Source organism: Bacillus inaquosorum KCTC 13429, assembly GCF_000332645.1.
Lineage (GTDB): Bacteria > Bacillota > Bacilli > Bacillales > Bacillaceae > Bacillus > Bacillus inaquosorum.
On sequence record NZ_AMXN01000004.1, the window covers coordinates 417,745 to 439,065 of the forward strand.

Below are 21,321 nucleotides of genomic sequence, written 5' to 3' on the forward strand. Positions count from 1 at the left end.
CATTTTCTTGCAAAGAGAAAGGATTATCTAGTTGGCTGACAATCCATTGACAACATACAATTCAAGCAGCTCCGCAATCGTCTCTTTATCAAGCGGGGGATGCTGTTTTTCCCAATCAAAAATGAGCGCGATATAAAGCTTCAGCATCACAAAAGCTGTCAGTTCAGAGTCGCACGGCTTGATTGCACCGCTCTGAATCCCGTCTTCAATCTTATTTTTGATATAAGACAGAATGGCTCGCTCCATTTTCTGGATCACTTCCTGAACTGCCATTGTACCAATCTCAGCATTTTCTTGAAAAATTTTAATCGTCAGCTGATGTGTTTTCCTGAACTCCAGAATGGCAAACAGCGCTCTGTGCACATTTTCATGGAACGGAAGGTTCGGCTCCATCGCTTCGTCCGCTTTTTGTTTCATTTCCTTCAATAAAGTAGTGAAAATCTCATCAAACAACTCTTCTTTGTTTTTGAAAAAAGTATAGATGGTTCCCTTCCCCACGTTCGCAAGCTTTGCCACAAGATCCATTGTCGTCGCTTTATACCCGAACTGCGTAAAAGACTTTGTGGCCGCCTCCAAAATGAGCTTTTTTCGATCTATTGACATTGTATTCACCTCGAAACTGACCGTTTGAACATTTTAGTCATTAAGTACATATGCAAATGTATCATAACCTGCTAATCAATTCAATCATTTTTTTACTCAATATTGCCATTGCACAATAAAAAAAAACCTCCGCCATACCGCGGAGGTTTTTAACTGAATAAATAGGTAAGCGCGTCAGACACGGCAGCTTTTCCTTGATCAATGCAGTCGGGAATACCGACACCTTCAAAAGAAGCGCCTGTCATGTAGACACCCGGATATGCGGAGGCCAGTGATTCTCGCAGCTCCTTGATACGCTGCTTATGGCCGACATGGTACTGCGGCATGCTTTCATGCCAGCGCGTGACACATGTCATTTCCGGCTCCCCGTTTATGTTCATGACTTTCTTTAAGTCTTCTAACACAATGTTGATAATGTCGTTATCTGAGAGATCGACAATGGATTCGTCTCCGGCTTTTCCGACATATGCCCGAAGCAGCGTTTTGCCTTCCGGCGCTGCGTGCGGCCATTTTTTGTTTGTCCACGTACAGGCTGTGATCGCGAAATCGCTGTTTCTTGAAATGACAAAGCCCGTCCCCTCATGCTCCATTTGGACAGCGCCTTCAGGGAAGCCCAAGGCGACATTTGCCACGGATGTAGAGTGCATATTTTTCAAATGAGAAATCGCAGGAAGCTCAGAAAGCATTCCCGCAGCCGCTTTATGCGGAGCAGTCATAATCACTGATTCAGCATCAAGTGTGACGCCGTTATCCAGATCAAGCGAGTAGCCAGTGCCGCCGCGGCTGATCTTGGTCACTTTTGTGCCTTTGTACACCTTCGTCAGCTTTAATTGCTTTTCAATCTCTTCTACAAGGGTCTGCAAACCGGTTGTCAGTGTCTGAAACTGCCCTTGTTTTTTAGCCGTCAGCTGCTGGCCGGAGCCTTGAGGCCTTGTTTTTTTCATGCCGAGGATCAGGCTTCTGTGCTTTTGTTCCGTCTGGTAAAATTGCGGGAATGTCGACATCAGGCTGAGTTTATCAATGTCGCCTGCGTAGATGCCTGATAGGAGCGGCTCGATTAAATTCTCGACCACTTCATCTCCGACACGTCTGCGGAAAAATTCTCCCAATGACTGGTCGTCTTTTGATTTGCTTGCAGGCAGGATGAAATCCATAGCGGCTCTTGCCTTCCCAGACAAAGAAAATAGGCCGGTTGAAACGAACGGCGCAATTTTTGTCGGGATCCCCATCACGGCACCCTTTGGCATCGGATGCAGGGTGCGGTTTACAAGCACATAGGATTGCCCGGTCGCATTGTTGACAAGCAAATGCTCAAGCCCTACATCTTTGACAAGCTGCGGAGCGCTTTTCTTCCGTTCCAGAAATGAGTCAGGCCCTCTTTCGATGATATAGCCGTCTTTCTTGACAGTCTGGATTTTCCCGCCGACTCTCGGACTTGCCTCAACAAGTGTCAACTCAAGCGGCAGATTTTTTTCTTCGATTTCTTTTTCCATATAGAAGGCGGCGGCTAAACCGGTAATGCCGCCGCCGATGATGACTACATGTTTTTTGCCGTCATTCATGTTCATCGCCTTCTTTAACGTCCTAATTTTTTTAATACAACTGTTGCTAATGCGTCAATAAATTCCGGCTTTGCATTCGGCATTTCCGGGCGGTAATAGCTTGCGCCGATATCGTCAGTAACCACTTTGCATTCATAATCATTATCATAAAGCACTTCTAAATGATCCGCGACAAATCCGACAGGGACATATACAAATGCCTGATAGCCTTTTTGTTCGAATAAATCACGTGTTAAATCCTGCACATCAGGTCCGAGCCAAGGATCAGGCGTGTTCCCTTCACTTTGCCAGCCGACCGCATATTCGGAAACGCCTGCGCCTTCAGCAATCAATTTCGCCGATTCATGAAGCTGATCCGGATACGGGTCTCCAAATTCTTTGATTTTTTCCGGCAGGCTGTGTGCGGATACGATGAGCATCGCGTTTTCTCTTTCATCCTCAGGCATTGACGCATATGTTTCCTTCACTCGGTCAACCCAGTATTTCACGAACTTCGGTTCATCGTACCAGCTTTCAACAGACGTAATCGTTAAGCCGCCAAGTTTTTCAGCCTCTTCTTTGGCACGTTTGTTGTAGGACTGCACGCTGAACGTGGAGAAATGCGGTGCCAGCACGATGCTGACTGCTTCTGTAATGCCGTCCTTATGCATCTCTGACACAGCGTCTTCAATAAACGGCTCGATATGCTTCAGCCCGATATACGCTTTAAATGTAATCTCGTCCTGAATCTCATTTAAGTGCTGTTCAAGCTTGTGCGCTTGCTCTTCTGTGATTTTGGCAAGCGGTGAAATGCCGCCAATTGCTTCGTATCTGTCTTTCAAATCTTGAAGCATTTCAGGCTCAGGCTTTCTGCCTCTTCTGATATGTGTATAATAACGCTCGATATCTTCTTCTTTATAAGGCGTGCCGTACGCCATAACGAGAAGCCCCATTTTCTTTCTACTCACTGTTTACACCCTCTTTAATGATCTGATACAAACATTTTGACAGGATATCATCATGATACCAAAAGATATGCTTAGGAATATTGACCCATTTTTTTGTTTTGTGAATATTTATGGACAAATGCTGTCAGTTTTTTCAAAACCTCAGGACTGACGTCAGGAAATACTCCGTGTCCAAGGTTGAAAATGAAGCTGTCCGATTTCATGCCCTGATCAAGTATTTCCGTCGTTTTCTTCTCAATGACTTCCCATGGCGCAAGCAAAATGGACGGGTCCAGGTTGCCCTGCACTGTTTTGGTGATGCCTTTTGATCTGGCTTCATTAATGCTGAGTCTCCAATCGAGCCCGACCACATCGAGTGGAAGGTCATGCCAATCACCTGCCAGATGGCTTGCACCGACGCCAAACATGATCAGCGGCACATTCTCCTCCGCAAGCTCTGAAAAAATCCGGTTCATTACGGGTTTGATGTATGTTCTGTAATCTGTCTGATTCAGCGCGCCGACCCACGAATCAAAGATTTGAATCGCTTTTGCGCCTGCCTTAATCTGCGCTTTTACGTACACGATTACCATGTCGGCAAGCTTGGACATCAGCAAATTCCATGCATCCGGCATGCTGTACATGAAGGCTTTTGTTTTATTGTAATTTTTAGACGGACCGCCTTCGATCATATAGCTTGCCAGTGTAAAAGGCGCACCTGAGAAACCGATGAGCGGGACGTTCAGCTGTTCATTGACAAGCAGTTTAATCGTCTCAAGCACGTACGGCACGTCCTGTTCCGGATCAATCTGGCCGAGTTTTTCAATGTCCGCCAGAGACCGGATCGGCTGATCAATCACAGGCCCGATCCCGTTTTTGATTTCAACATCCACACCGATTGACGGCAGCGGAGTCATGATATCTTTATAAAGGATTGCAGCATCGACACCGTATTGCTCAACCGGCAGTCTTGTGACATAGGCACAAAGTTCGGGCTGATGTGTAATGTCAAACAATCCGTATTTTTCCTTCAGCTTACGGTATTCCGGCTGTGAGCGCCCTGCTTGTCTCATATACCATACAGGCGTGTGATCCGTTTTTTCTCCACGTGCAGCTTTTAAAAACGTCTCGTTAAACGTTTCTCGTTTACTCATCTGATTTTCCACCTTTCATACTGCAACCATACGTTCGTATTTCTTGACTTATTACACTATACCTCGTTTTGGGCAAATGGTATAGAAATGAGGCTCAAAGTTCAAAAAATCGCCGAATTCCATTAAGAGGAAAACAATTTAGGCTGAACGTAATCGGTTCCTTCCCCTTCTCTTTTTGTCTGTGTATTATAAGGCACAATTTTATAAGAAGCGCCCGAAAACAAGTTGGCATAAGGGATTTCATAGCTTCCCTTTCCTTCAACTGAATCAAGAAGCGTCTCCTTGCCGTCCTTATTTACATAAATTCTGTATACAGCCCGATCATCCTCTTGGGCATTCCATTTTAATTCAATGGTAAACAGTCCCGCAGCTTTAAATGTGTAATCCGCTGTCAGTGTTTTGACCGGCTCCAGCTCAATCGGGCTTTCCAGTTCTTTGACGTTTTTAGGCTTTGTAAACACAGAACCGGTTTCTCCTGCCTGTGTCAAAATATCCTTAAACAGTCTCGTCGGATACGCGCTGCCGCCTTTTAAATAATGGTTTTGATCCGTTTTGTCATAGCCCATCCAGATAGCTCCGGTTATTTTCGGCGTATAGCCGGCAAACCAGGCGTCCTTTGTCGCGCCGGAGACGCCTGTATAAGACGTGGAACCGGTTTTTCCCGCCAGGTCTCCGTGATAGGTGCCGGACGTGGCCGTTCCCTTTTTGACCACCTGCTGCAGCATTCTTGTCATATTCCAGGACGTCTGCTTGCTGAATACCCGCTTTCCTTCTTCTTTATGATCGGCAATTGTTTCTCCGTCTTCATCCATTATGCTAGAAATAAAGTACGGCTCAGTATACATTCCATTCGCTGCAAATGTATGGAACGCGCTGGCAAGCTGAAGCGGTGAAACGCCTTTTTCCAAGCCGCCGAGAGCGAGGGCAAGGCCTTCATCAGGGATATCAATGCCGTTTGCTTTCAAATAAGATTTTCCTGTTTCGACGCCGATCTCATTCAGCGTCCAGACAGCCGGCGCGTTTTTGCTGTACGTAATGGCGTCAGACATGGTCACTTCGCCCTCATACCGGCTGTCATAGTTTTTCGGCGTATAATCTCCGTAGGATTGCAGCTCATCCTTCAATAGAGAATATGGCTTAAATTTCTTTTCCTGCATCGCCGGTCCGTATACTGCAAGCGGCTTAAATGTGGAACCCGGCTGGCGTACAGCTGTGACGCGGTTATATCCTTTGGCTGTGTAATCTCTTCCGCCGATCGCCGCTTCCACACCGCCTGTCTTGTTATTGATAAAGACCGCGCTTCCTTCAGCATTTTGATCTGTTCCAGGATAATAGCTTCCCTGCTTCATCACCTGATAAGCCGTCTTCTGCAGCTTGGAATCAAGCGGCACCTTGATCGTGTATCCGCCTTGAAGGAGCTGCTCTCCGGAAATGGAGTACTTGTCCTCCGCCTCTTCAATCACAAGATCAATATAGCTGTCAAACCAGGGAGTTTCCGACTGTTTCTTTACGTGCAGCCCAAGCGTTCGGCCCTGCGCGCTGACAGCGTCTTTCGCACTGATGTAGCCTTGGTCATTCATCATGCCGAGAATCGTATCACGCCGCTCCTTATTTTTATCAGGATGCAAAACAGGAGAATACGTAGAAGGCGCCTTCGGAATAGCGGCCAAAACCGCCCCTTCGGATACAGTCAAATCTTTTACTTCTTTATTAAAATAATAGTGGGATGCCGCTTGTATGCCGTAGACCCCATGTCCGAAGTAAAGCTGATTCAAATACATTTCCAGCAGCTTGTCCTTGCTGTAATCCCGTTCAAGGTTGATCGCAATGATCACTTCTTTTGTTTTTCTTAAAAACGTTTTGTCATGTGTCAGAAAAATATTTTTGGCAAGCTGCTGGGTGATCGTGCTTCCGCCTTCCACCTTTCCGCCTGCTAATATATCGCGGTACACGGCCCTTCCGACAGATTTCACATCAATGCCGTGATGCTCATAGAACCGTTTATCCTCAACAGCGATAAACGCTTCTCTGACCTGCTTCGGAATCTCATTGATCGAGACCGGCTCGCGATTTTCTGTATACAGGCTTGCAACCTCATCTCCGTTTTGATCCACAATTTTAGAAGAGGCATGAAGAATCAGCTTCTTTTCATCTATGACATAATGCCCGAGAAAAATAATTGAAATATATCCTATTAAAGCGAGAAAAGCAGTTAACACTAAAATAATGATCGGTATAAATAGTTTCTTTTTCTGTACCTTAAACATAAACTCACCTCGCCTTTCTAAAGGTAGTATGGGAAAAATTGTTTGGAATTATGTTCGAAGCACTCGCCAATAGAAACTTATACCATTGTTTTGATATACTAGCAAGCAGGAGGTGGCTGATATGAAGGTTTATATTACATATGGGACAGCCGATTTTTTAAAAACGATCGTAAAGAAGCATCCCTCAGAAAATATCCTTTTGATGCAGGGCCAGGAAAACGCAATTTTGATCCACGAAACAAACGGAGATACAGTTTTCCAGGCACCCCACGCTTATGAAGTCATTGACCAAGTCGGAGAGATGAAGCATCCCGGTTTTGCAGTATTGAACAATATTGCCGTCACTCAGGAAGGACGTCCGCTGTTTGAAAACAGATTTAAAAACAGAGCGGGAAAAGTCGAAAACGAGCCTGGTTTTGAAGCGATTCGCGTACTGCGTCCGCTTGACAGTGACACCTATGTCATTCTGACCATGTGGGAAACCGAAAGAGCCTTTCAAGACTGGCAGCAGTCAGATTCATACAAAGAAGCCCACAAAAAACGCGGCACGTCTGCCGGAGTTGACACAACGTCAATCTTCTCCCGGCCTTCGTATGTCACCACATATTTCGCTGTCGAATAGCTGCCGGCATGTCCGGCAGCTTATTTATTGGAGGAAAGCAAAATGAAGTATACTTGCCCAGTCTGCGGGTTTAAGGGACTGACTGAACCGGCATATGTTAGGGAAGGGAATTATTCCTATGAAATCTGCCCGTGCTGCGGTTTTCAGTTCGGATTTGACGATTACGACATGCAACGCGAGGATGGTTCATATTTCGAACCATCGGAAAGCATCGTCGCCTACAGAAAAAACTGGCTTGCTGATGGGAGCGTCATTTTTTCTCCTGAATGCTTCCCAGAACATCAGCAAAAAGCGAACAGAGTGTTACAGCATCATTTGATTGAACAGCTAAAACAGCTCAATGTTCATCTTCCATCATAACCCTGCCTTCTGTCCCGGCACCTTCCGCCCGCCTATGAATAATCTGTAGGAAGCGGAAGGAGTGATCAATGATGGAAATCGGGATTTTGTCTGTCCATGTTCTTTATGTGTTTTTTATCGGGGCGATTATCCTATTTATGCTGCTGCGGAAAGATACGACCTTTATTTCCTTATTCGGCATTTTTATCATATCATTATGGGCCAGCCATTCACTTTCAGCTTCTGTCAGCAGTTTATTCCACAGCTTTATCTACGCGGCTGGCGAACTGCTGCCCACGATTTTCATCATTTGCTTTATCGTTTCGATGAGTGATTTGTTAACGAAAACAGGGATAAATGAAGCGATGATTTCTCCCTTTATACGCCTTGTGAAAGGTCCTGTAATCGCCTACTGGCTGATTGGCGGCCTGATGTTCGCCATTTCCCTCTTCTTCTGGCCTTCTCCAGGTGTCGCTTTGGTCGGCGCCGTCCTGCTTCCGGCAGCCGCCCGCGCCGGTTTGCCGCCTATTGCCGCCGCCATGGCCATGAACTTATTCGGCCACGGTTTTGCCTTGTCAGGAGACTTTGTCATTCAGGCGGCACCAAAGCTGACAGCAGATGCAGCAGGCATTCCAGTCGGTGATGTCGTTTCGGCCAGCATTCCTCTTGTGCTCATTATGGGCGTGACCACAACGACTGCGGCATGTCTCATGATTCAGCGCGAACGCAAAAAACAGTTACGTCCAGCTTCTTTTACCCCCGTACTTTCTGAGGAACAAAACACCTCGCTGTACTTGCCAAAACGTCTGCGATCCACACTGGCTCTTTTGATTCCGCTTGTCTTTCTTGCTGATATCGCCTGCATGCTCTTGTTTAACCTTCAGGGAAATGATGCGACCGCATTAATTGGCGGGTCTGCGATCTGCATCCTCATGATCGTTCATTTTCTCGTGTATAAGCAAAAAGGACTTGAAAAAATCACTGGCTATTTCATTGACGGATTCCAGTTCGGCTTTAAGGTTTTCGGCCCCGTCATCCCGATTGCCGCTTTCTTCTACCTTGGTGACTCAGGATTTGAAACCATACTGGGCACTTCACTCCCTAAAGGTTCCCACGGAATTGTCAATGATCTTGGCATCGCTTTATCCCATACGATGCCCATGTCAAAGGAGCTTGCCGCCGCTGCCCTAACTGCAGCTGGGGCCATAACCGGCCTAGACGGATCAGGGTTTTCAGGTATTTCTCTCGCCGGCTCTATCGCCAAGCTCTTTTCCTCCGCTCTTCATGCTGATCCAGCCGTTCTGACCGCACTCGGTCAAATATCTGCCATCTGGGTGGGCGGCGGAACACTGGTCCCATGGGCGCTGATTCCCGCTGCAGCCATTTGCAAGGTCGATCCTTTTGAGCTTGCCAGAAAAAACTTTATCCCCGTCGTGATTGGCCTTTCAGTGACAACCATCGCAGCCATGGTTCTGCTTTGAAAGTAAGTTGAAATATTCAGACTTTTTCTATACAATCATGGAAAAGCATAGAAAAGGGGGAAGCGGCTTTGTCCATATCCACACTGCAGAAAGAGATTAACAAACAGCTCGACAGCTGTTTTGAAGAAATGGTCGAGATCAGGCGCCATTTTCATATGTATCCTGAGCTCTCGTTTCAAGAAGAAAAAACCACCGCCTTTATTGCTTCCTATTATGAATCGTTAGGAGCTCCGATCCGCACGAATGTCGGCGGCAAAGGGATTTTAGCATATATAGAAGGAAGCGAACCCGGCCCTACCGTCGCTTTGCGGGCCGACTTTGACGCCCTCCCCATTCAAGATGAAAAAGATGTTCCTTACGCTTCCAAGGTACCAGGTGTCATGCACGCATGCGGCCATGACGGCCATACGGCAGCTCTTCTCGCAGTGGCGAAGGTCCTTCACCAAAACAGACATGAGCTGAAGGGAACGTTTGTGATGATCCACCAGCATGCGGAAGAATATTATCCGGGAGGCGCAAAGCCAATGATTGATGACGGCTGTCTCGAAAACGCGGATGTGATATTCGGCACGCATCTTTGGGCGACTGAGCCGCTCGGAACCATTCTCTGCCGCCCCGGCGCCGTGATGGCGGCGGCAGACCGATTTACGATCAACATTCACGGGAAGGGCGGACACGGCGCTCATCCGCATGATACAAAAGACGCCGTCCTGATCGGCTCGCAAATCGTTTCCTCTTTGCAGCACATTGTCAGCCGCAAAGTCAATCCGATTCAATCCGCCGTTATTTCGACAGGCTCTTTCATCGCCGACAACCCGTTTAATGTTATCGCAGACCAAGCGGTACTTATTGGCACAGCGCGTTCTTTTGACGAAAATGTCCGCAGCATGCTGGAGAAAGAAATTGAAGCAGTTGTAAAAGGAGTGTGCACCATGCACGGCGCGTCCTATGAGTACAACTATGAACGGGGCTATCCGGCAGTTGTGAACCATCCTGCAGAAACAAGCCACTTGGTCAGCATCGCAAAGAACACTGAGGGCGTTCAGTACGTCATTGACGGTGAACCGCAAATGGGCGGTGAGGATTTTGCTTATTACTTACAAAACGTCAAAGGCACTTTTTTCTTTACAGGTGCCGCTCCTGAACAGCCAGAACGAGTCTATTCCCATCATCATCCGAAATTTGACATCAATGAAAAAGCAATGCTGACAGCGGCCAAGGTGCTTGCGGGTGCCGCGATCACATATCATATGCTATAAAAAAACAGCCGGAGTGTTTATTCTCCGGCTGTTTCCTTTACTATTCTCAGATGAAAAACGTGTCTTGCCGTCTCGCCAAGCTGAGCAAGCAGCTTATAATTGGCAATACCGCCGACTGCCGCTCCTACTCCCGGCAAAAGCTGAAAAAGCTTCACGACGTCGATATAATCGCGATATTCCTGCTGGAACACTCTCCAGTCGATGCTCTTTTTCTCCGTCTCCCAATTTTCAATGACAGAAAAAAGCGATTTGCGGCAGTCATCACTCGAAAACGCAAGCTGAAACACGAGCAGCAAGAACATTCTTTCTTGTGCATCCTTCACATCAAAGCCATAAATTGAGGATAAAGTAAATAAACACTTCATCTTAATCGAAAGCAGCAGCGGGAAATCGGCAATGCCTAAAAAAATGCCGCCAGCTCCGGTGCCGACTCCCTCAGCAGCTGCCACCTTCTGATAAGAAACAATTGTTTTTTTCGCCAGTTCGTTTTTTTCACTGAGCGACAGTGTGCTTGTATCCTTCTTATAGGTGATAATATTGGAGCCGGCCATCGTCGCTTCCACCATTTTTTTCACGCTCTCGGTGACAACCGTATGGATTTTTTCAGGAATCCGCTCATTCACCTTCGTTTGCACACGCTTCGAAAAGCGTTCAAACATGGAATCCTTTCGCAAAAAATGCATTTTCCATTGAAGGGCTTCCTGCATCAGCAGCTGATTGTCTGTCATTTGACCTACCCCTTTTTCAAGCTCACAGCTTGCCATGTTTTTTCAGTCTGGTTGTCATATAAGACGGCAGAACAACAAAAATCAGAACGGCAGAACCGATTAGCGCGTACAGAAAACCTGTCATGCCGGCAGCATAGGCAGATGCAGCAGACATCAGCAGCGCTTGAACGCTAAGTACAGTTTTTAATAGAGAGAAATAGCTTTTCAGCTTCGTTTCTTTTGTCACAGGGTAAAGCTCTTGAAGCGCCAGATGGTCAAAATGGCCGAACAGCGGCAGAAGCTGAACGCCCGTAATGAAAATGGTAAACACAGTCAAAACCCCTGCAATGAGCGGGCTTGCCGACACATACATAATAATCAGCGCGAAAATGACCGTTAATCTGACGAGAATGCCCAAATAATCACTTGAACGCAAAAAGGCGCGGGTGAACATGTAGGCAAACGTTTTGCGCTGTTCAAACGGCACGAGCCGCAGCAAAAAGTCGAGGTAGGCTCTCCGTTTCGCTTGCTTTCGCAAATGCGGCACGTCAGTGAACAGGTTGGCAATCCGATAGAAACGCTGCTTCCGTCTCAATTCGGACTCAATATGGCTCTCCCATTTAAACGTTTTCCGTTTTGCTGAGGAAGACATATACAGATAAAGAGCAGCCATAATGACATAGACCACAAGCGCATACATATAAACAGATTGGAGCACAAAATAAAGAACAAGCGTATTCGCCGCAAAGCGAATGATCACATCCATCCGTTTCATGCCTCGGTCATTCTGGAAGGTCGTACGCCATTCCATCACCTGATTCCACGCTTTCAGAAGCAAAAGCTGTGCAAATACTGCCGCATACGATGCGAGCGAAGCTCCCGGTGCGACAGCAAAATAAAGCGGCATCGCAACGATGCTCAGTGCAATCAGCGGAAACAGCTGAGACACATAGCTGTAGACAAACGCCTGCTTCAAGTAAGGCTCCATTTTCGCTTCAAGCGGCAATAAGAAGACAAGGTCAGCCTCCTTCAAAAGCGTCCGCACATAAGAGCTTGTCAACACGAGCGAAAACAGCACGGCCATCACCCAGAAGGACGGAAAGTGAGCGGGAATGTCCCGTATCCATTTGCTGTACCAGCTTGCAGCGCCCGCGAGAAAAAAGATCAAAACAATGACGAGGTGATCGTTGAGCATATATTTCATGTACGTTCTTGTTTCTTTGATATGCTCCTGCAGCCGCGACTGCCAAATATCAAGCATATTATTCATGGCCAGCGTCTTCCTTTGTAAGCTCAAGATACAAATCGTCCAGCGCCGCGTCCTTCATTCCAAACTGCTCTCTCAGCTCGGACAGCGTGCCGCGCGCCCGCACCTCGCCGTTATGTAAAATAATAAACGAATCACAATAGCGTTCTGCCGTTGCCAAAATGTGTGTTGACATCAGGACGCTCGCCCCGCCTTTTTTCGCTTCATTCATTCGCTCAAGCAGTGCGTTAATCGCAAGCGGATCAAGCCCTAGAAAAGGCTCATCAATAATGTAGAGCGCGGGCTCTGCCAAAAATGCGCACATAATCATAACCTTCTGCTTCATTCCTTTGGAAAAATGAGCCGGGAACCACTTCAGCCTCTTTTCCATTCGGAATTCCTTTAAAAGCGCCGGCAGCCTTTTCTCCATCGTTTCTTTTGACAGGCCGTATGCCATGGCTGTTAATTCAAGATGCTCCATCAGCGTCAGCTCTTCATATAAAACAGGTGTTTCGGGTATATAGGTGAATTGTGAGCGGTAGCCTTCCGGATCCTCAGCAAAGGTTTTCCCGTTTAATTCGATCGATCCTTTGTGCGGGTCCATCAGCCCGATAATATGTCTGATTGTTGTACTTTTACCCGCACCGTTCAGCCCGATTAAGCCGACAATTTGATTCGGTTCAAGGGTGAATGATACATTTTTTAAAACCGGATTTCTTGTATATCCGCCGGTTAAGTCTTTTACCGATAGCAGAGACATAGTTTCTCCCCTTATATTGTTTTTCTTCATAGTACCAAAAACAAGGCCTGATTTGAAACAATTCCCTTTTAACAAATGATGAATTTGCTGTCATAAAGAGACAGTTTTCTGGACATCATAATGGTCGTAGAGGAAAAGCATATCAACTGAAAAATGAGGTGTTTGTCAAAGACGTCTTAGATACAGTTGGATAGAAAATAAACATGTCCAATGCTCAAACCATTTCTCTTCACTGAATTGATGAATTCTTCATCTATGAAGCAAATTGTCAAATGAGGTGTTTATCGCAGGAATCGTTAGGCATTAAACAAGTCTTCATTTTATTGACAAATGAGGTGCTTACCAAAGGCATATCACATTTTCTTCATATAAGCTCTTCCTCTGCATTCAGGGTGAACGCTCGCCGTTCATCCTGTTTTCTATTTTCTGCATTTCTGTGGTACGATGAGTGTATACATACTAAACAATTTCATAAGGAGGAACCCTCATGCATAGTGCAGAGAATTGTATCTTTTGTAAAATTATCGCCGGCGACATTCCGTCCGCAAAGGTGTATGAAGATGAACATGTGCTGGCCTTCCTTGATATCAGCCAAGTGACAAAGGGACACACGCTTGTCATTCCGAAAACACATATCGAAAATGTGTATGAATTTACGGATGAATTAGCAAAACAATATTTTCACGCCGTTCCGAAAATCGCCCGTGCCATCCGGGATGAATTTGAACCGATCGGCTTAAATACGCTGAACAATAACGGCGAAAAAGCAGGACAATCTGTTTTTCATTATCATATGCATATCATCCCGCGCTACGGAAAAGGAGACGGATTCGGAGCAGTTTGGAAAACACATGCTGATGATTACAAACCGGAGGATCTGCAGAACATTTCTTCCTCTATCGCAAAACGCCTGGCCTCATCATAAGATGAGGTTTTTTTATTTGTGAACATTTCGCAAACATCCGTCAATTTCTTTTGATTATTCTAATTTTTTATCAAAAAACTGAATTTTTGTGATAGGATAATTGTATTATTTTATACATTAACGTGGAAAACAGGGAGAGATCATGATGGAACGTACAACGAATTTTAACGCAGGTCCTGCAGCGCTGCCATTGGAAGTTCTGCAAAAAGCACAGAAAGAATTTATTGATTTTAACGAATCCGGCATGTCCGTTATGGAGCTTTCCCACCGCAGCAAAGAGTATGAAGCGGTGCACCAAAAAGCGAAAAGCCTTTTAATCGAACTGATGGGCATCCCGGAAGATTACGATATTTTGTTTCTTCAAGGCGGGGCAAGCCTTCAATTCTCAATGCTTCCGATGAACTTTTTAACACCCGAAAAAACCGCGCATTTTGTGATGACCGGCGCATGGTCTGAAAAAGCACTGGCAGAAACGAAGCTGTTCGGAAATACGTCTGTCACTGCTACAAGTGAAGCAGACAATTATAGTTTTATTCCGGAGGTTGACCTTTCAGATGTAAAAGACGGTGCGTATTTACATATCACGTCCAACAATACGATTTTCGGCACACAGTGGCAGGAATTCCCGAATTCCCCAATTCCGCTCGTAGCTGACATGTCCAGCGATATTTTGAGCAGAAAAATCGATGTGTCCAAGTTTGACGTGATCTACGGAGGCGCTCAAAAGAACCTCGGCCCTTCCGGTGTGACAGTTGTCATCATGAAAAAAACTTGGCTGCAAAGTGAAAATGCGAACGTTCCAAAAATCCTGAAATATTCAACGCATGTCAAAGCGGACTCACTCTACAACACTCCGCCGACATTTGCGATTTATATGCTGAGCCTTGTTCTGGAATGGCTGAAGGAAAACGGCGGTGTGGACGCTGTTGAACAGCGCAATGAACAAAAAGCTCAGGTTCTCTACAGCTGTATTGATGAAAGCAACGGATTCTATAAAGGGCATGCCAGAAAGGACAGCCGCTCACGCATGAATGTTACCTTCACGCTTCGTGATGACGAATTAACAAAAACATTCGTTCAGGAAGCAAAAGCAGCAAAAATGGTTGGCCTTGGCGGACACCGCTCAGTAGGAGGCTGCCGCGCTTCTATTTATAACGCGGTATCTCTCGAAGCCTGTGAACAATTAGCTGCGTTCATGAAGAAATTCCAGCAGGAAAATGAGTAAAAAGTCTGGCTATGCAAACCGTTCGTTTGGTATACTGTTTGCATATCACATTCTTTAAGCCTTCGCAATAAATGACGAGCATATTATTGGAGGGCAAAAAGCTTAGCAGAGGAGAGCATAGATATGAAAACAAAAGAGTTAGTCACTATGGCTCTGTTTGCCGCAATCGGCGCAGCGCTTCATTCCATTATTCCGCCCTTTTTAGGCGGCATGAAACCAGATATGATGCTGATCATGATGTTCATGGGCATCATGCTGTTCCCGCGGGTGCAAAACGTACTCGTCATCGGGATTGTGACTGGAATCATCTCCGCGCTTACAACAGCATTCCCAGCCGGACAGATTCCTAACATCATCGATAAACCCGTGTCAGCGTTTCTGTTCTTCACCCTGTTCCTTTTGTTCAGAAGGAGCCAAAAAACAGGTGCAGCAGCAGTGTTGACAGCGATCGGGACCATCTTATCGGGAATTGTATTTTTAACGTCAGCTCTATTGATCGTCGGTTTGCCTGGCGGTTTCACCGCATTGTTCGCGGCTGTTGTTCTGCCTGCCACTGTGCTGAATACCATCGCCATGATCATTATTTATCCGATCGTGCAAACCATCTTAAGACGTTCCAGTTTTATGGAAGCTGCTAAATAATTGTCACCCAAAACCTCTTCCGCTTCCGGGAGAGGTTTTTTCGACAAAGAGCCCGCAGCATGTCAGCATGTTTTAAGCAAAGAGTTTTGTGAAAAAGATAAGACATAGTGTAAAGGCGGTTCCGGTTGAACAAACAAGCGCTTTCTGCCGGATAACCTTCTTGGGCGGATAAGAAGCAGCCTGGCTGAGAAGTCTGATATAATAAACAGCGCCTGAAGCGAAGGCAAGGGTGATGCAGGATAACACAATCATAAAGACAGACAACCTTCTCCCTCCTTTTCACTTAAAAAATATGCTAAAATAAAGCAAGCTATGTATAGAAGTTCAGTCTTTCAACAAAAATGAAAAATGCTGAATGAATCCTATTTCAAGAAAAAGACGGGGTGATTGTAATGGCGGACGGACGTTCTCTATTAACAGGACTATTCGTAGGCGGCATCATTGGAGGAGCAGCAGTTCTTCTTACTGCACCTTCCTCAGGAAAGCAGCTGCGTGAAAAAATGAAAACCAATTATGATTCTTTTGAAGAAACGATCAAACGCTTAAAATCAGACGGGCTTGCATTAAAAGACCAGCTGATCAAAGCGGCAAAAGAAAGCACGGATGTCATTAAAGACGTAAGCGGCGAGCTTCAAACGTCCATTAAAAAATGGCAGGAAGAGATCAAACCTCACCAGCAGGATCTGCAAAAAGAAATCGCTGATATCGAAGAGAAAATCAGACAGCTGGAGAAAACCTTACAAAACTAATATCCTATTCAAAAGAAAAAAATGCGGGCCAAACTTGGACCCGCATTTTTTTTTGCTGAAAAAGCCTCTCACCGCAATGGTTTGTGAATTTATTAAAAAATTCTTAAATTTTCATCTTTATTAATCTTTATTTTATTGGCATAATAGAGAAAAAGAAAAAGAGAAGCAGGTGACGTAATGAATCGAGTGGAACCGCCCTATGATGTGAAAGAGGCTCTGGTCTTCACCCAGAAAATGGCTCAGCTTAGCAAGGCTCTTTGGAAATCAATTGAGAAGGATTGGCAGCAATGGCTCAAACCGTATGACCTGAATATTAATGAGCATCATATTTTATGGATTGCGTATCAATTGAATGGAGCTTCCATTTCTGAAATCGCGAAATTCGGGGTCATGCACGTATCAACCGCATTCAACTTTTCAAAAAAGCTGGAAGAACGAGGATATTTAAGGTTCTCTAAACGGCTGAATGATAAACGGAACACATACGTTCAATTGACAGAGGAAGGCACTGAGGTATTCTGGAGCTTGCTTGAGGAATTTGATCCGACTCGCAATGCGGTTTTTAAAGGGTCACAGCCTCTGTATCATTTATTCGGAAAATTCCCTGAAGTGGCAGAAATGATGTGTATGATACGCCATATCTACGGCGATGATTTTATGGAAATTTTCGAAACGTCACTCACCAATATTGACAATGACTTTGAAAGCGTAAACGGAAAACTGAAGAAAAAAGCAAAGGACAGTGCTGCGGATGAACCGGCAGAAGAGCTCGAACCTGTAAACAGTTAATCGAAGTGCTTCATGATGTCGATAAACACTTCCATCAGCTCTTGATAAAGCCCCTGCTCATACAGGGCAAAAATCGTTTCATGAACATCCAATTTTTCATTCAGCTGTCCGGCAAAAAGCGCAAGGAGCTTATCGAAAGTTACAAATCCTTGCGCTTTTTGTGTTGCCAACTCTTCTGACAACTCATCGCAAATCCTCATAACCTCTTCCCCTTCTTCCTTGCTCAGCCCTTTATCAATGAGAAGCGCATAGAAGGGGTACCTGTCCATATCTACTGTTTTCACTAATAATTGTATGTAATATTCTAATCGCTCAATGCGATGATCCATCGAATCCATCCACACCACTTCTTTCTATCTTTAATCTTATTTTAGCTGATAATTCACTGAGAAGAAAGTTCTAACCCCATATTTCGCAGTTTGTTTGCTTGTTTCAAAAAAATACCTGCTACACGATATTTTTTCTTAAAAAGCATTGATTTTTTCTCTTGGGAGGAGTAAATTATTTTGAGATTCTATTCAAGATGTATGGAAGGATGACTTTGATGAATTGCTGGAAGACCATAAATCTCATGAAGGATTATGGTGCCGTTCGCATAATATTAACTGCTGTATGTTTTATGATTTTGGTTTTTATATCTACCTTTTTAGCATTTGAGCTGCTGCGGCCTGGCACAAGCTTAAGCGATGAATATGTACCTTTATTCGGCGGTTTGCTCGTCGTTATTTTATTTGTACATAAAGTCATCCATGTCCTGCCAATCATCTGCAAAAAAAGAAAAATAGAAAAAAAGTTTTACATATTGCGCATGCGCACATGGAAACGAATACCAAAAACAACAATGCTGATTTCGCTCGTAAGCCCATTTTTGCTGATTACGCCTGTATTGTTTTACGCCGCGCTGGCATTTCCGAATCACGCCCATTATTTCTGCATGATTTCGGGCATTCATGCCGGCTACTGTCTGCCTGACTTTTTGCTGGCTCTCAAGCTGATACAAGCGCCGAAAGCCTGTTTTATTGATCAGGAAGAGGACGGCTTGGATATTCTTGTTGAAAAGTAGTCAAACCTTGGCGCTAGTGGCGATTTTTCAATTTGCATTCTATCTTTTTTAATAAATATTTGGTAATGTAATATGGGACAGTTCAGAGAGAGGGGGAATCTCCCATCATTTTATTCTATTTTATCGTGGCTGCCATGTTTATTTTATACTTCATAAACAGGCTCACCAATACATTATGCCTTGTCAGAGAGATTCCTGAAGAGCGGCAGGATAAGGTATTCCGATTTATTAATGTATCTATATTAATTTTACTGATCTCTTCGTTTGTGGAGATCTCCTTTACTGTGTAAATATGAAAGAAAGCATAGCTGCTGATTAAGCAGCTATGCTTTCTTATTTTGATTAGTACAGCCAAGAAGCGCCGATGATAATCAATAAAATGAACAAAACAACCAATAAAGCGAAACCGCCTGCAAATACTTCACCCATCTTGAAAAGCACCTCCTGTAAAAAGCTTTATTTACCAATTACATCTTATGCAATTCATGATTGAAACGATTAGGCGCTAGTGAAAATAAAGGATCGCTTATCGTGCAAGCGATCCCCGGGCTGCTTAGTAGATGTAAGCTGCACCTACGATGATAAGCAAAATGAACAGTACTACGAGCAACGCGAAGCCGTTAGAGTATCCTCCGCTCATGTTACATACCTCCTTTTCTTGATCAATATATAAGTATGTCATCAGCAAAAGTTTGACTAGACGAATGCCCTTTATTTAAAATCTTTTTACAGAAAGCCACAATATGTTATGATACGCATAGGCAATTTAATTTGGAATGATTAGGAGTGTTTGAAAACCATGAAGAAAATCGCAATAGCAGCTATTACCGCTACAAGCATCCTCGCTCTCAGTGCTTGCAGCGGCGGCGACAAAGAAGTCATCGCAAAAACAGACGCAGGCGATGTAACAAAAGGCGAGCTTTACACAAACATGAAGAAAACAGCTGGCGCAAGCGTACTGACACAGCTGGTGCAAGAAAAAGTATTAGACAAGAAATATAAAGTTACAGATAAAGAAATTGACAACAAGCTGAAAGAATACAAATCACAGCTTGGCGATCAATATACTGCCCTCGAAGAGCAATACGGAAAAGATTACCTTAAAGAGCAAGTAAAATATGAATTACTGACACAAAAAGCCGCTAAAGATAACATCAAAGTAACAGATGCCGATATCAAAGAGTACTGGGAAGGCTTAAAAGGCAAAATCCGTGCAAGCCATATCCTTGTCGCTGATAAAAAGACAGCTGAAGAAGTAGAGAAAAAGCTGAAAAAAGGCGAGAAATTTGAAGACCTTGCGAAAGAATACTCTACAGACAGCTCTGCTTCAAAAGGCGGGGACCTTGGTTGGTTCGCAAAAGACGGTATGGTGGCTGAATTCAGCAAAGCTGCATTCAAATTAAAAACAGGTGAAGTCAGTGATCCTGTAAAATCACAATACGGCTATCACATCATTAAAAAGACAGAAGAACGCGGTAAATACGAAGATATGAAAAAAGAGCTGAAATCTGAAGTGCTTGAACAAAAACTAAATGACAGCAATGCCGTTCAGGAAGCTGTTCAAAAAGTCATGAAGAAAGCTGACATCGAAGTAAAAGATAAAGAACTAAAAGACACATTCAATACATCTTCTACAAACAGCAGCACTTCTTCCTCTTCAAACAGTTCTAAATAATAAAAAAAGCTGTGCACGCTCATTGAGCTGCACAGCTTTTTTTATGCAATAGAATGGTTTGGATTTTCTTCGTCATGCTGCTGAGAACTGCGGCGTTCTCTCTCCTTTTCCATCCTCTCCATATAAATCTGCCCTTCTTTTTCAATAAAGGACTGGTCTACTTTTTCTTCCTCTTTGGCTGCCGCCACAAGTTTATATGCACTGAAAATGATGCCTACAATACAAAGATACACCCACCATGGAAAAAATAACACGGGTTCCTCCCCCTTTTGCATAGATTCTTTATTCTTAACCATATGCGGGAATGAGACGAGTTATGAGCGGCAAAAGCGCATAAAAAAGGACTGACCTGAATGTATCAGCATCAGTCCTTTTTTGTTTATTTGTGAAAAGTCGGTTTATAAAAGGAACGGTTTTCCAGCGCAAATACACGTTCAGTGTACTCGCCCGGCTTCACGCGCTCAAGCGCTCTGTCCATCATATTCATTTTCGCATCCAGGTTGTCTATATAATGTAATATTTCCGCTTCTTTCACCATCGGCGGTTTCGGGCTGCCCCATTCTGCTTTGCCGTGGTGACTTAAAATTAAGTGCTGAAGAATTAACACCTCTTCAGAATCGATTTGAAGCTCCTCAGCCGCTTTTGACAGCTCTGTCACCATAATCGAAATATGGCCGAGCAAATTGCCTTCAACCGTATAAGAAGTGGAAACAGGGCCGGACAGCTCTTTCACTTTTCCAAGATCATGCAGGATAACACCGGCATAAAGCAGATCACGGTCAAGAGACGGATATAAATCTGCAATGGATTTCGCCAGATTCAGCATAGAGACGACATGATACGCTAAACCTGAGACAAACTCATGGTGGTTTTTCGTAGCCGCAGGATAATCCATAAATTCAGCTTCGTGTTTTTTGACTAAAAACCTTGTGATCCGCTGGATATTCGGATTTTTCATTTCAAATATATATTGAGTGATGGTATCCATCATTTCATTTTTCGGAATCGGCGCGGTTTCTAAAAAATCATCAATATTGACGTTTTCATGCTCGCTTACCGGCCTGATATTTCTCAGCTTCAGCTGGGTGCGCCCGCGGTAATGATGAACATCCCCCACGACCTTCACAATCGTCTGCGGCGCATAGGTCACTTCATCACTTTGCTTGGCATCCCACAGCTTCGCTTCAATATCACCTGACTGGTCTTGCAGCATCAGCGTTAAAAACGGTTTCCCATTGCTTGCAATCCCTTTTGTCAAGGATTTAATCAATAGATATTGGTCCACCTGTTCGCCAACCTCATGTAGCATAATCCCTTTAGCCATTCT

General features: G+C 44.6%; 24 protein-coding genes and 1 pseudogene. 11 read left to right on the forward strand and 14 right to left on the reverse strand.

Features of this window, described 5'->3' with window-relative positions; all coding sequences use genetic code 11:
• Positions 1–27: 27 nt before the first annotated feature.
• The 5 genes from BSI_RS08520 to BSI_RS08500 all read right to left on the reverse strand — a co-directional run bounded on the left by BSI_RS08520 (position 28) and on the right by BSI_RS08500 (position 6,512).
• Positions 28–603: a TetR/AcrR family transcriptional regulator gene (locus tag BSI_RS08520; RefSeq protein ID WP_003239481.1), complete on the reverse strand. Its 576-nt coding sequence runs from the start codon at positions 601–603 to the stop codon at positions 28–30.
• Between the two features lie 149 nt (positions 604–752).
• Positions 753–2,165 carry a protoporphyrinogen oxidase gene (hemY, locus tag BSI_RS08515; protein WP_032732155.1) on the reverse strand — a complete coding sequence of 471 codons (1,413 nt, stop codon included), beginning with the start codon at positions 2,163–2,165 and terminating at the stop codon, positions 753–755.
• 14 nt (positions 2,166–2,179) lie between these two features.
• Positions 2,180–3,112, reverse strand: a complete 933-nt coding sequence (gene hemH, locus BSI_RS08510; RefSeq protein ID WP_003239483.1) for a ferrochelatase — start codon at positions 3,110–3,112, stop codon at positions 2,180–2,182.
• Positions 3,113–3,183: 71 nt separating this feature from the next.
• The gene (gene hemE / locus BSI_RS08505) at positions 3,184–4,245 is read right to left on the reverse strand and encodes a uroporphyrinogen decarboxylase (RefSeq protein ID WP_003239485.1); all 1,062 of its coding nucleotides are present in this window, start codon (positions 4,243–4,245) and stop codon (positions 3,184–3,186) included.
• A 122-nt stretch (positions 4,246–4,367) separates the two neighbouring features.
• Positions 4,368–6,512 carry a transglycosylase domain-containing protein gene (locus tag BSI_RS08500; protein ID WP_003239486.1) on the reverse strand — a complete coding sequence of 715 codons (2,145 nt, stop codon included), beginning with the start codon at positions 6,510–6,512 and terminating at the stop codon, positions 4,368–4,370.
• Between the two features lie 121 nt (positions 6,513–6,633).
• On the opposite strand from BSI_RS08500, the gene hmoB reads away from it, so the two are divergent.
• From hmoB to sndC, 4 genes and pseudogenes are all read left to right on the forward strand, one after another.
• Positions 6,634–7,134, forward strand: a complete 501-nt coding sequence (gene hmoB, locus BSI_RS08495) for a heme-degrading oxygenase HmoB (RefSeq protein WP_003239487.1) — start codon at positions 6,634–6,636, stop codon at positions 7,132–7,134.
• A 42-nt stretch (positions 7,135–7,176) separates the two neighbouring features.
• Positions 7,177–7,494 (forward strand): annotated as a pseudogene (locus BSI_RS08490) (hypothetical protein).
• Between the two features lie 68 nt (positions 7,495–7,562).
• Positions 7,563–8,954, forward strand: a complete 1,392-nt coding sequence (locus BSI_RS08485) for a hypothetical protein (RefSeq protein WP_080030843.1) — start codon at positions 7,563–7,565, stop codon at positions 8,952–8,954.
• Positions 8,955–9,022: 68 nt separating this feature from the next.
• Entirely contained in the window at positions 9,023–10,213 is a 1,191-nt protein-coding gene (gene sndC, locus BSI_RS08480) for an N-acetyl amino acid acetylase SndC (protein ID WP_003239490.1), read from the forward strand.
• 17 nt (positions 10,214–10,230) lie between these two features.
• Here sndC and BSI_RS08475 read toward each other — a convergent pair whose 3' ends face one another.
• Genes BSI_RS08475 through ecsA form a run of 3 tightly spaced genes read right to left on the reverse strand, consistent with a single transcriptional unit; the run spans position 10,231 to position 12,926 of the window.
• Entirely contained in the window at positions 10,231–10,941 is a 711-nt protein-coding gene (locus tag BSI_RS08475) for an EcsC family protein (RefSeq protein WP_003239491.1), read from the reverse strand.
• A 22-nt stretch (positions 10,942–10,963) separates the two neighbouring features.
• Positions 10,964–12,190: an ABC transporter permease EcsB gene (gene ecsB, locus BSI_RS08470; RefSeq protein WP_003239492.1), complete on the reverse strand. Its 1,227-nt coding sequence runs from the start codon at positions 12,188–12,190 to the stop codon at positions 10,964–10,966.
• Positions 12,183–12,926 (reverse strand): ABC transporter ATP-binding protein EcsA, encoded by a 744-nt coding sequence (ecsA, locus tag BSI_RS08465; protein ID WP_003239493.1) that lies wholly within the window; start codon positions 12,924–12,926, stop codon positions 12,183–12,185. The genes ecsB and ecsA overlap by 8 nt, the downstream gene beginning before the upstream one ends.
• Before the next feature lie 487 nt (positions 12,927–13,413).
• Between ecsA and BSI_RS08460 the strand changes: the two genes are divergently transcribed.
• The 3 genes from BSI_RS08460 (at position 13,414) to trpP (ending at position 15,718) form a co-directional block, all read left to right on the forward strand.
• On the forward strand, positions 13,414–13,851 hold the full coding sequence (locus BSI_RS08460) for an HIT family protein (RefSeq protein WP_003239494.1): 438 nt from the start codon (positions 13,414–13,416) through the stop codon (positions 13,849–13,851).
• Positions 13,852–13,996: 145 nt separating this feature from the next.
• Positions 13,997–15,076 (forward strand): 3-phosphoserine/phosphohydroxythreonine transaminase, encoded by a 1,080-nt coding sequence (serC, locus tag BSI_RS08455; protein WP_032732157.1) that lies wholly within the window; start codon positions 13,997–13,999, stop codon positions 15,074–15,076.
• Between the two features lie 123 nt (positions 15,077–15,199).
• On the forward strand, positions 15,200–15,718 hold the full coding sequence (gene trpP, locus BSI_RS08450; protein WP_003239497.1) for a tryptophan transporter TrpP: 519 nt from the start codon (positions 15,200–15,202) through the stop codon (positions 15,716–15,718).
• Positions 15,719–15,790: 72 nt separating this feature from the next.
• Here trpP and yhzF read toward each other — a convergent pair whose 3' ends face one another.
• Entirely contained in the window at positions 15,791–15,982 is a 192-nt protein-coding gene (yhzF, locus tag BSI_RS08445; RefSeq protein ID WP_003239499.1) for a membrane protein YhzF, read from the reverse strand.
• A gap of 128 nt (positions 15,983–16,110) precedes the next feature.
• Here yhzF and BSI_RS08440 point away from each other — a divergent pair, with 128 nt between their 5' ends.
• Together BSI_RS08440 and BSI_RS08435 are read left to right on the forward strand one after the other, a co-directional pair.
• On the forward strand, positions 16,111–16,467 hold the full coding sequence (locus BSI_RS08440; RefSeq protein WP_003239500.1) for a YtxH domain-containing protein: 357 nt from the start codon (positions 16,111–16,113) through the stop codon (positions 16,465–16,467).
• 177 nt (positions 16,468–16,644) lie between these two features.
• Positions 16,645–17,256: an HTH-type transcriptional regulator Hpr gene (locus BSI_RS08435; protein ID WP_003239501.1), complete on the forward strand. Its 612-nt coding sequence runs from the start codon at positions 16,645–16,647 to the stop codon at positions 17,254–17,256.
• Here the strand turns inward: BSI_RS08435 and BSI_RS08430 are convergent.
• Positions 17,253–17,594, reverse strand: coding sequence for a YhaI family protein (locus BSI_RS08430; protein WP_003239502.1), 342 nt, complete (start codon positions 17,592–17,594; stop codon positions 17,253–17,255). The two genes, BSI_RS08435 and BSI_RS08430, sit on opposite strands and share 4 nt — an antisense overlap.
• A gap of 206 nt (positions 17,595–17,800) precedes the next feature.
• Here BSI_RS08430 and BSI_RS08425 point away from each other — a divergent pair, with 206 nt between their 5' ends.
• Positions 17,801–18,319 (forward strand): DUF3267 domain-containing protein, encoded by a 519-nt coding sequence (locus BSI_RS08425; RefSeq protein WP_003239503.1) that lies wholly within the window; start codon positions 17,801–17,803, stop codon positions 18,317–18,319.
• A gap of 342 nt (positions 18,320–18,661) precedes the next feature.
• Here the strand turns inward: BSI_RS08425 and yhzE2 are convergent, their stop codons facing one another.
• On the reverse strand, positions 18,662–18,748 hold the full coding sequence (yhzE2, locus tag BSI_RS0121290) for a sporulation protein YhzE2 (RefSeq protein ID WP_003155248.1): 87 nt from the start codon (positions 18,746–18,748) through the stop codon (positions 18,662–18,664).
• Between the two features lie 124 nt (positions 18,749–18,872).
• A complete protein-coding gene (gene yhzE1, locus BSI_RS22155; protein WP_003327753.1) occupies positions 18,873–18,959 on the reverse strand; it encodes a sporulation protein YhzE1 in 87 nt (28 codons plus the stop codon).
• A 159-nt stretch (positions 18,960–19,118) separates the two neighbouring features.
• Between yhzE1 and prsA the strand changes: the two genes are divergently transcribed.
• Entirely contained in the window at positions 19,119–19,994 is an 876-nt protein-coding gene (prsA, locus tag BSI_RS08420; RefSeq protein WP_003239505.1) for a peptidylprolyl isomerase PrsA, read from the forward strand.
• Positions 19,995–20,035: 41 nt separating this feature from the next.
• Here the strand turns inward: prsA and yhaL are convergent, their stop codons facing one another.
• Positions 20,036–20,248, reverse strand: coding sequence for a sporulation protein YhaL (gene yhaL, locus BSI_RS08415; protein WP_003239506.1), 213 nt, complete (start codon positions 20,246–20,248; stop codon positions 20,036–20,038).
• A 125-nt stretch (positions 20,249–20,373) separates the two neighbouring features.
• A complete protein-coding gene (yhaM, locus tag BSI_RS08410; protein ID WP_003239507.1) occupies positions 20,374–21,318 on the reverse strand; it encodes a 3'-5' exoribonuclease YhaM in 945 nt (314 codons plus the stop codon).
• Positions 21,319–21,321 lie beyond the last annotated feature (3 nt).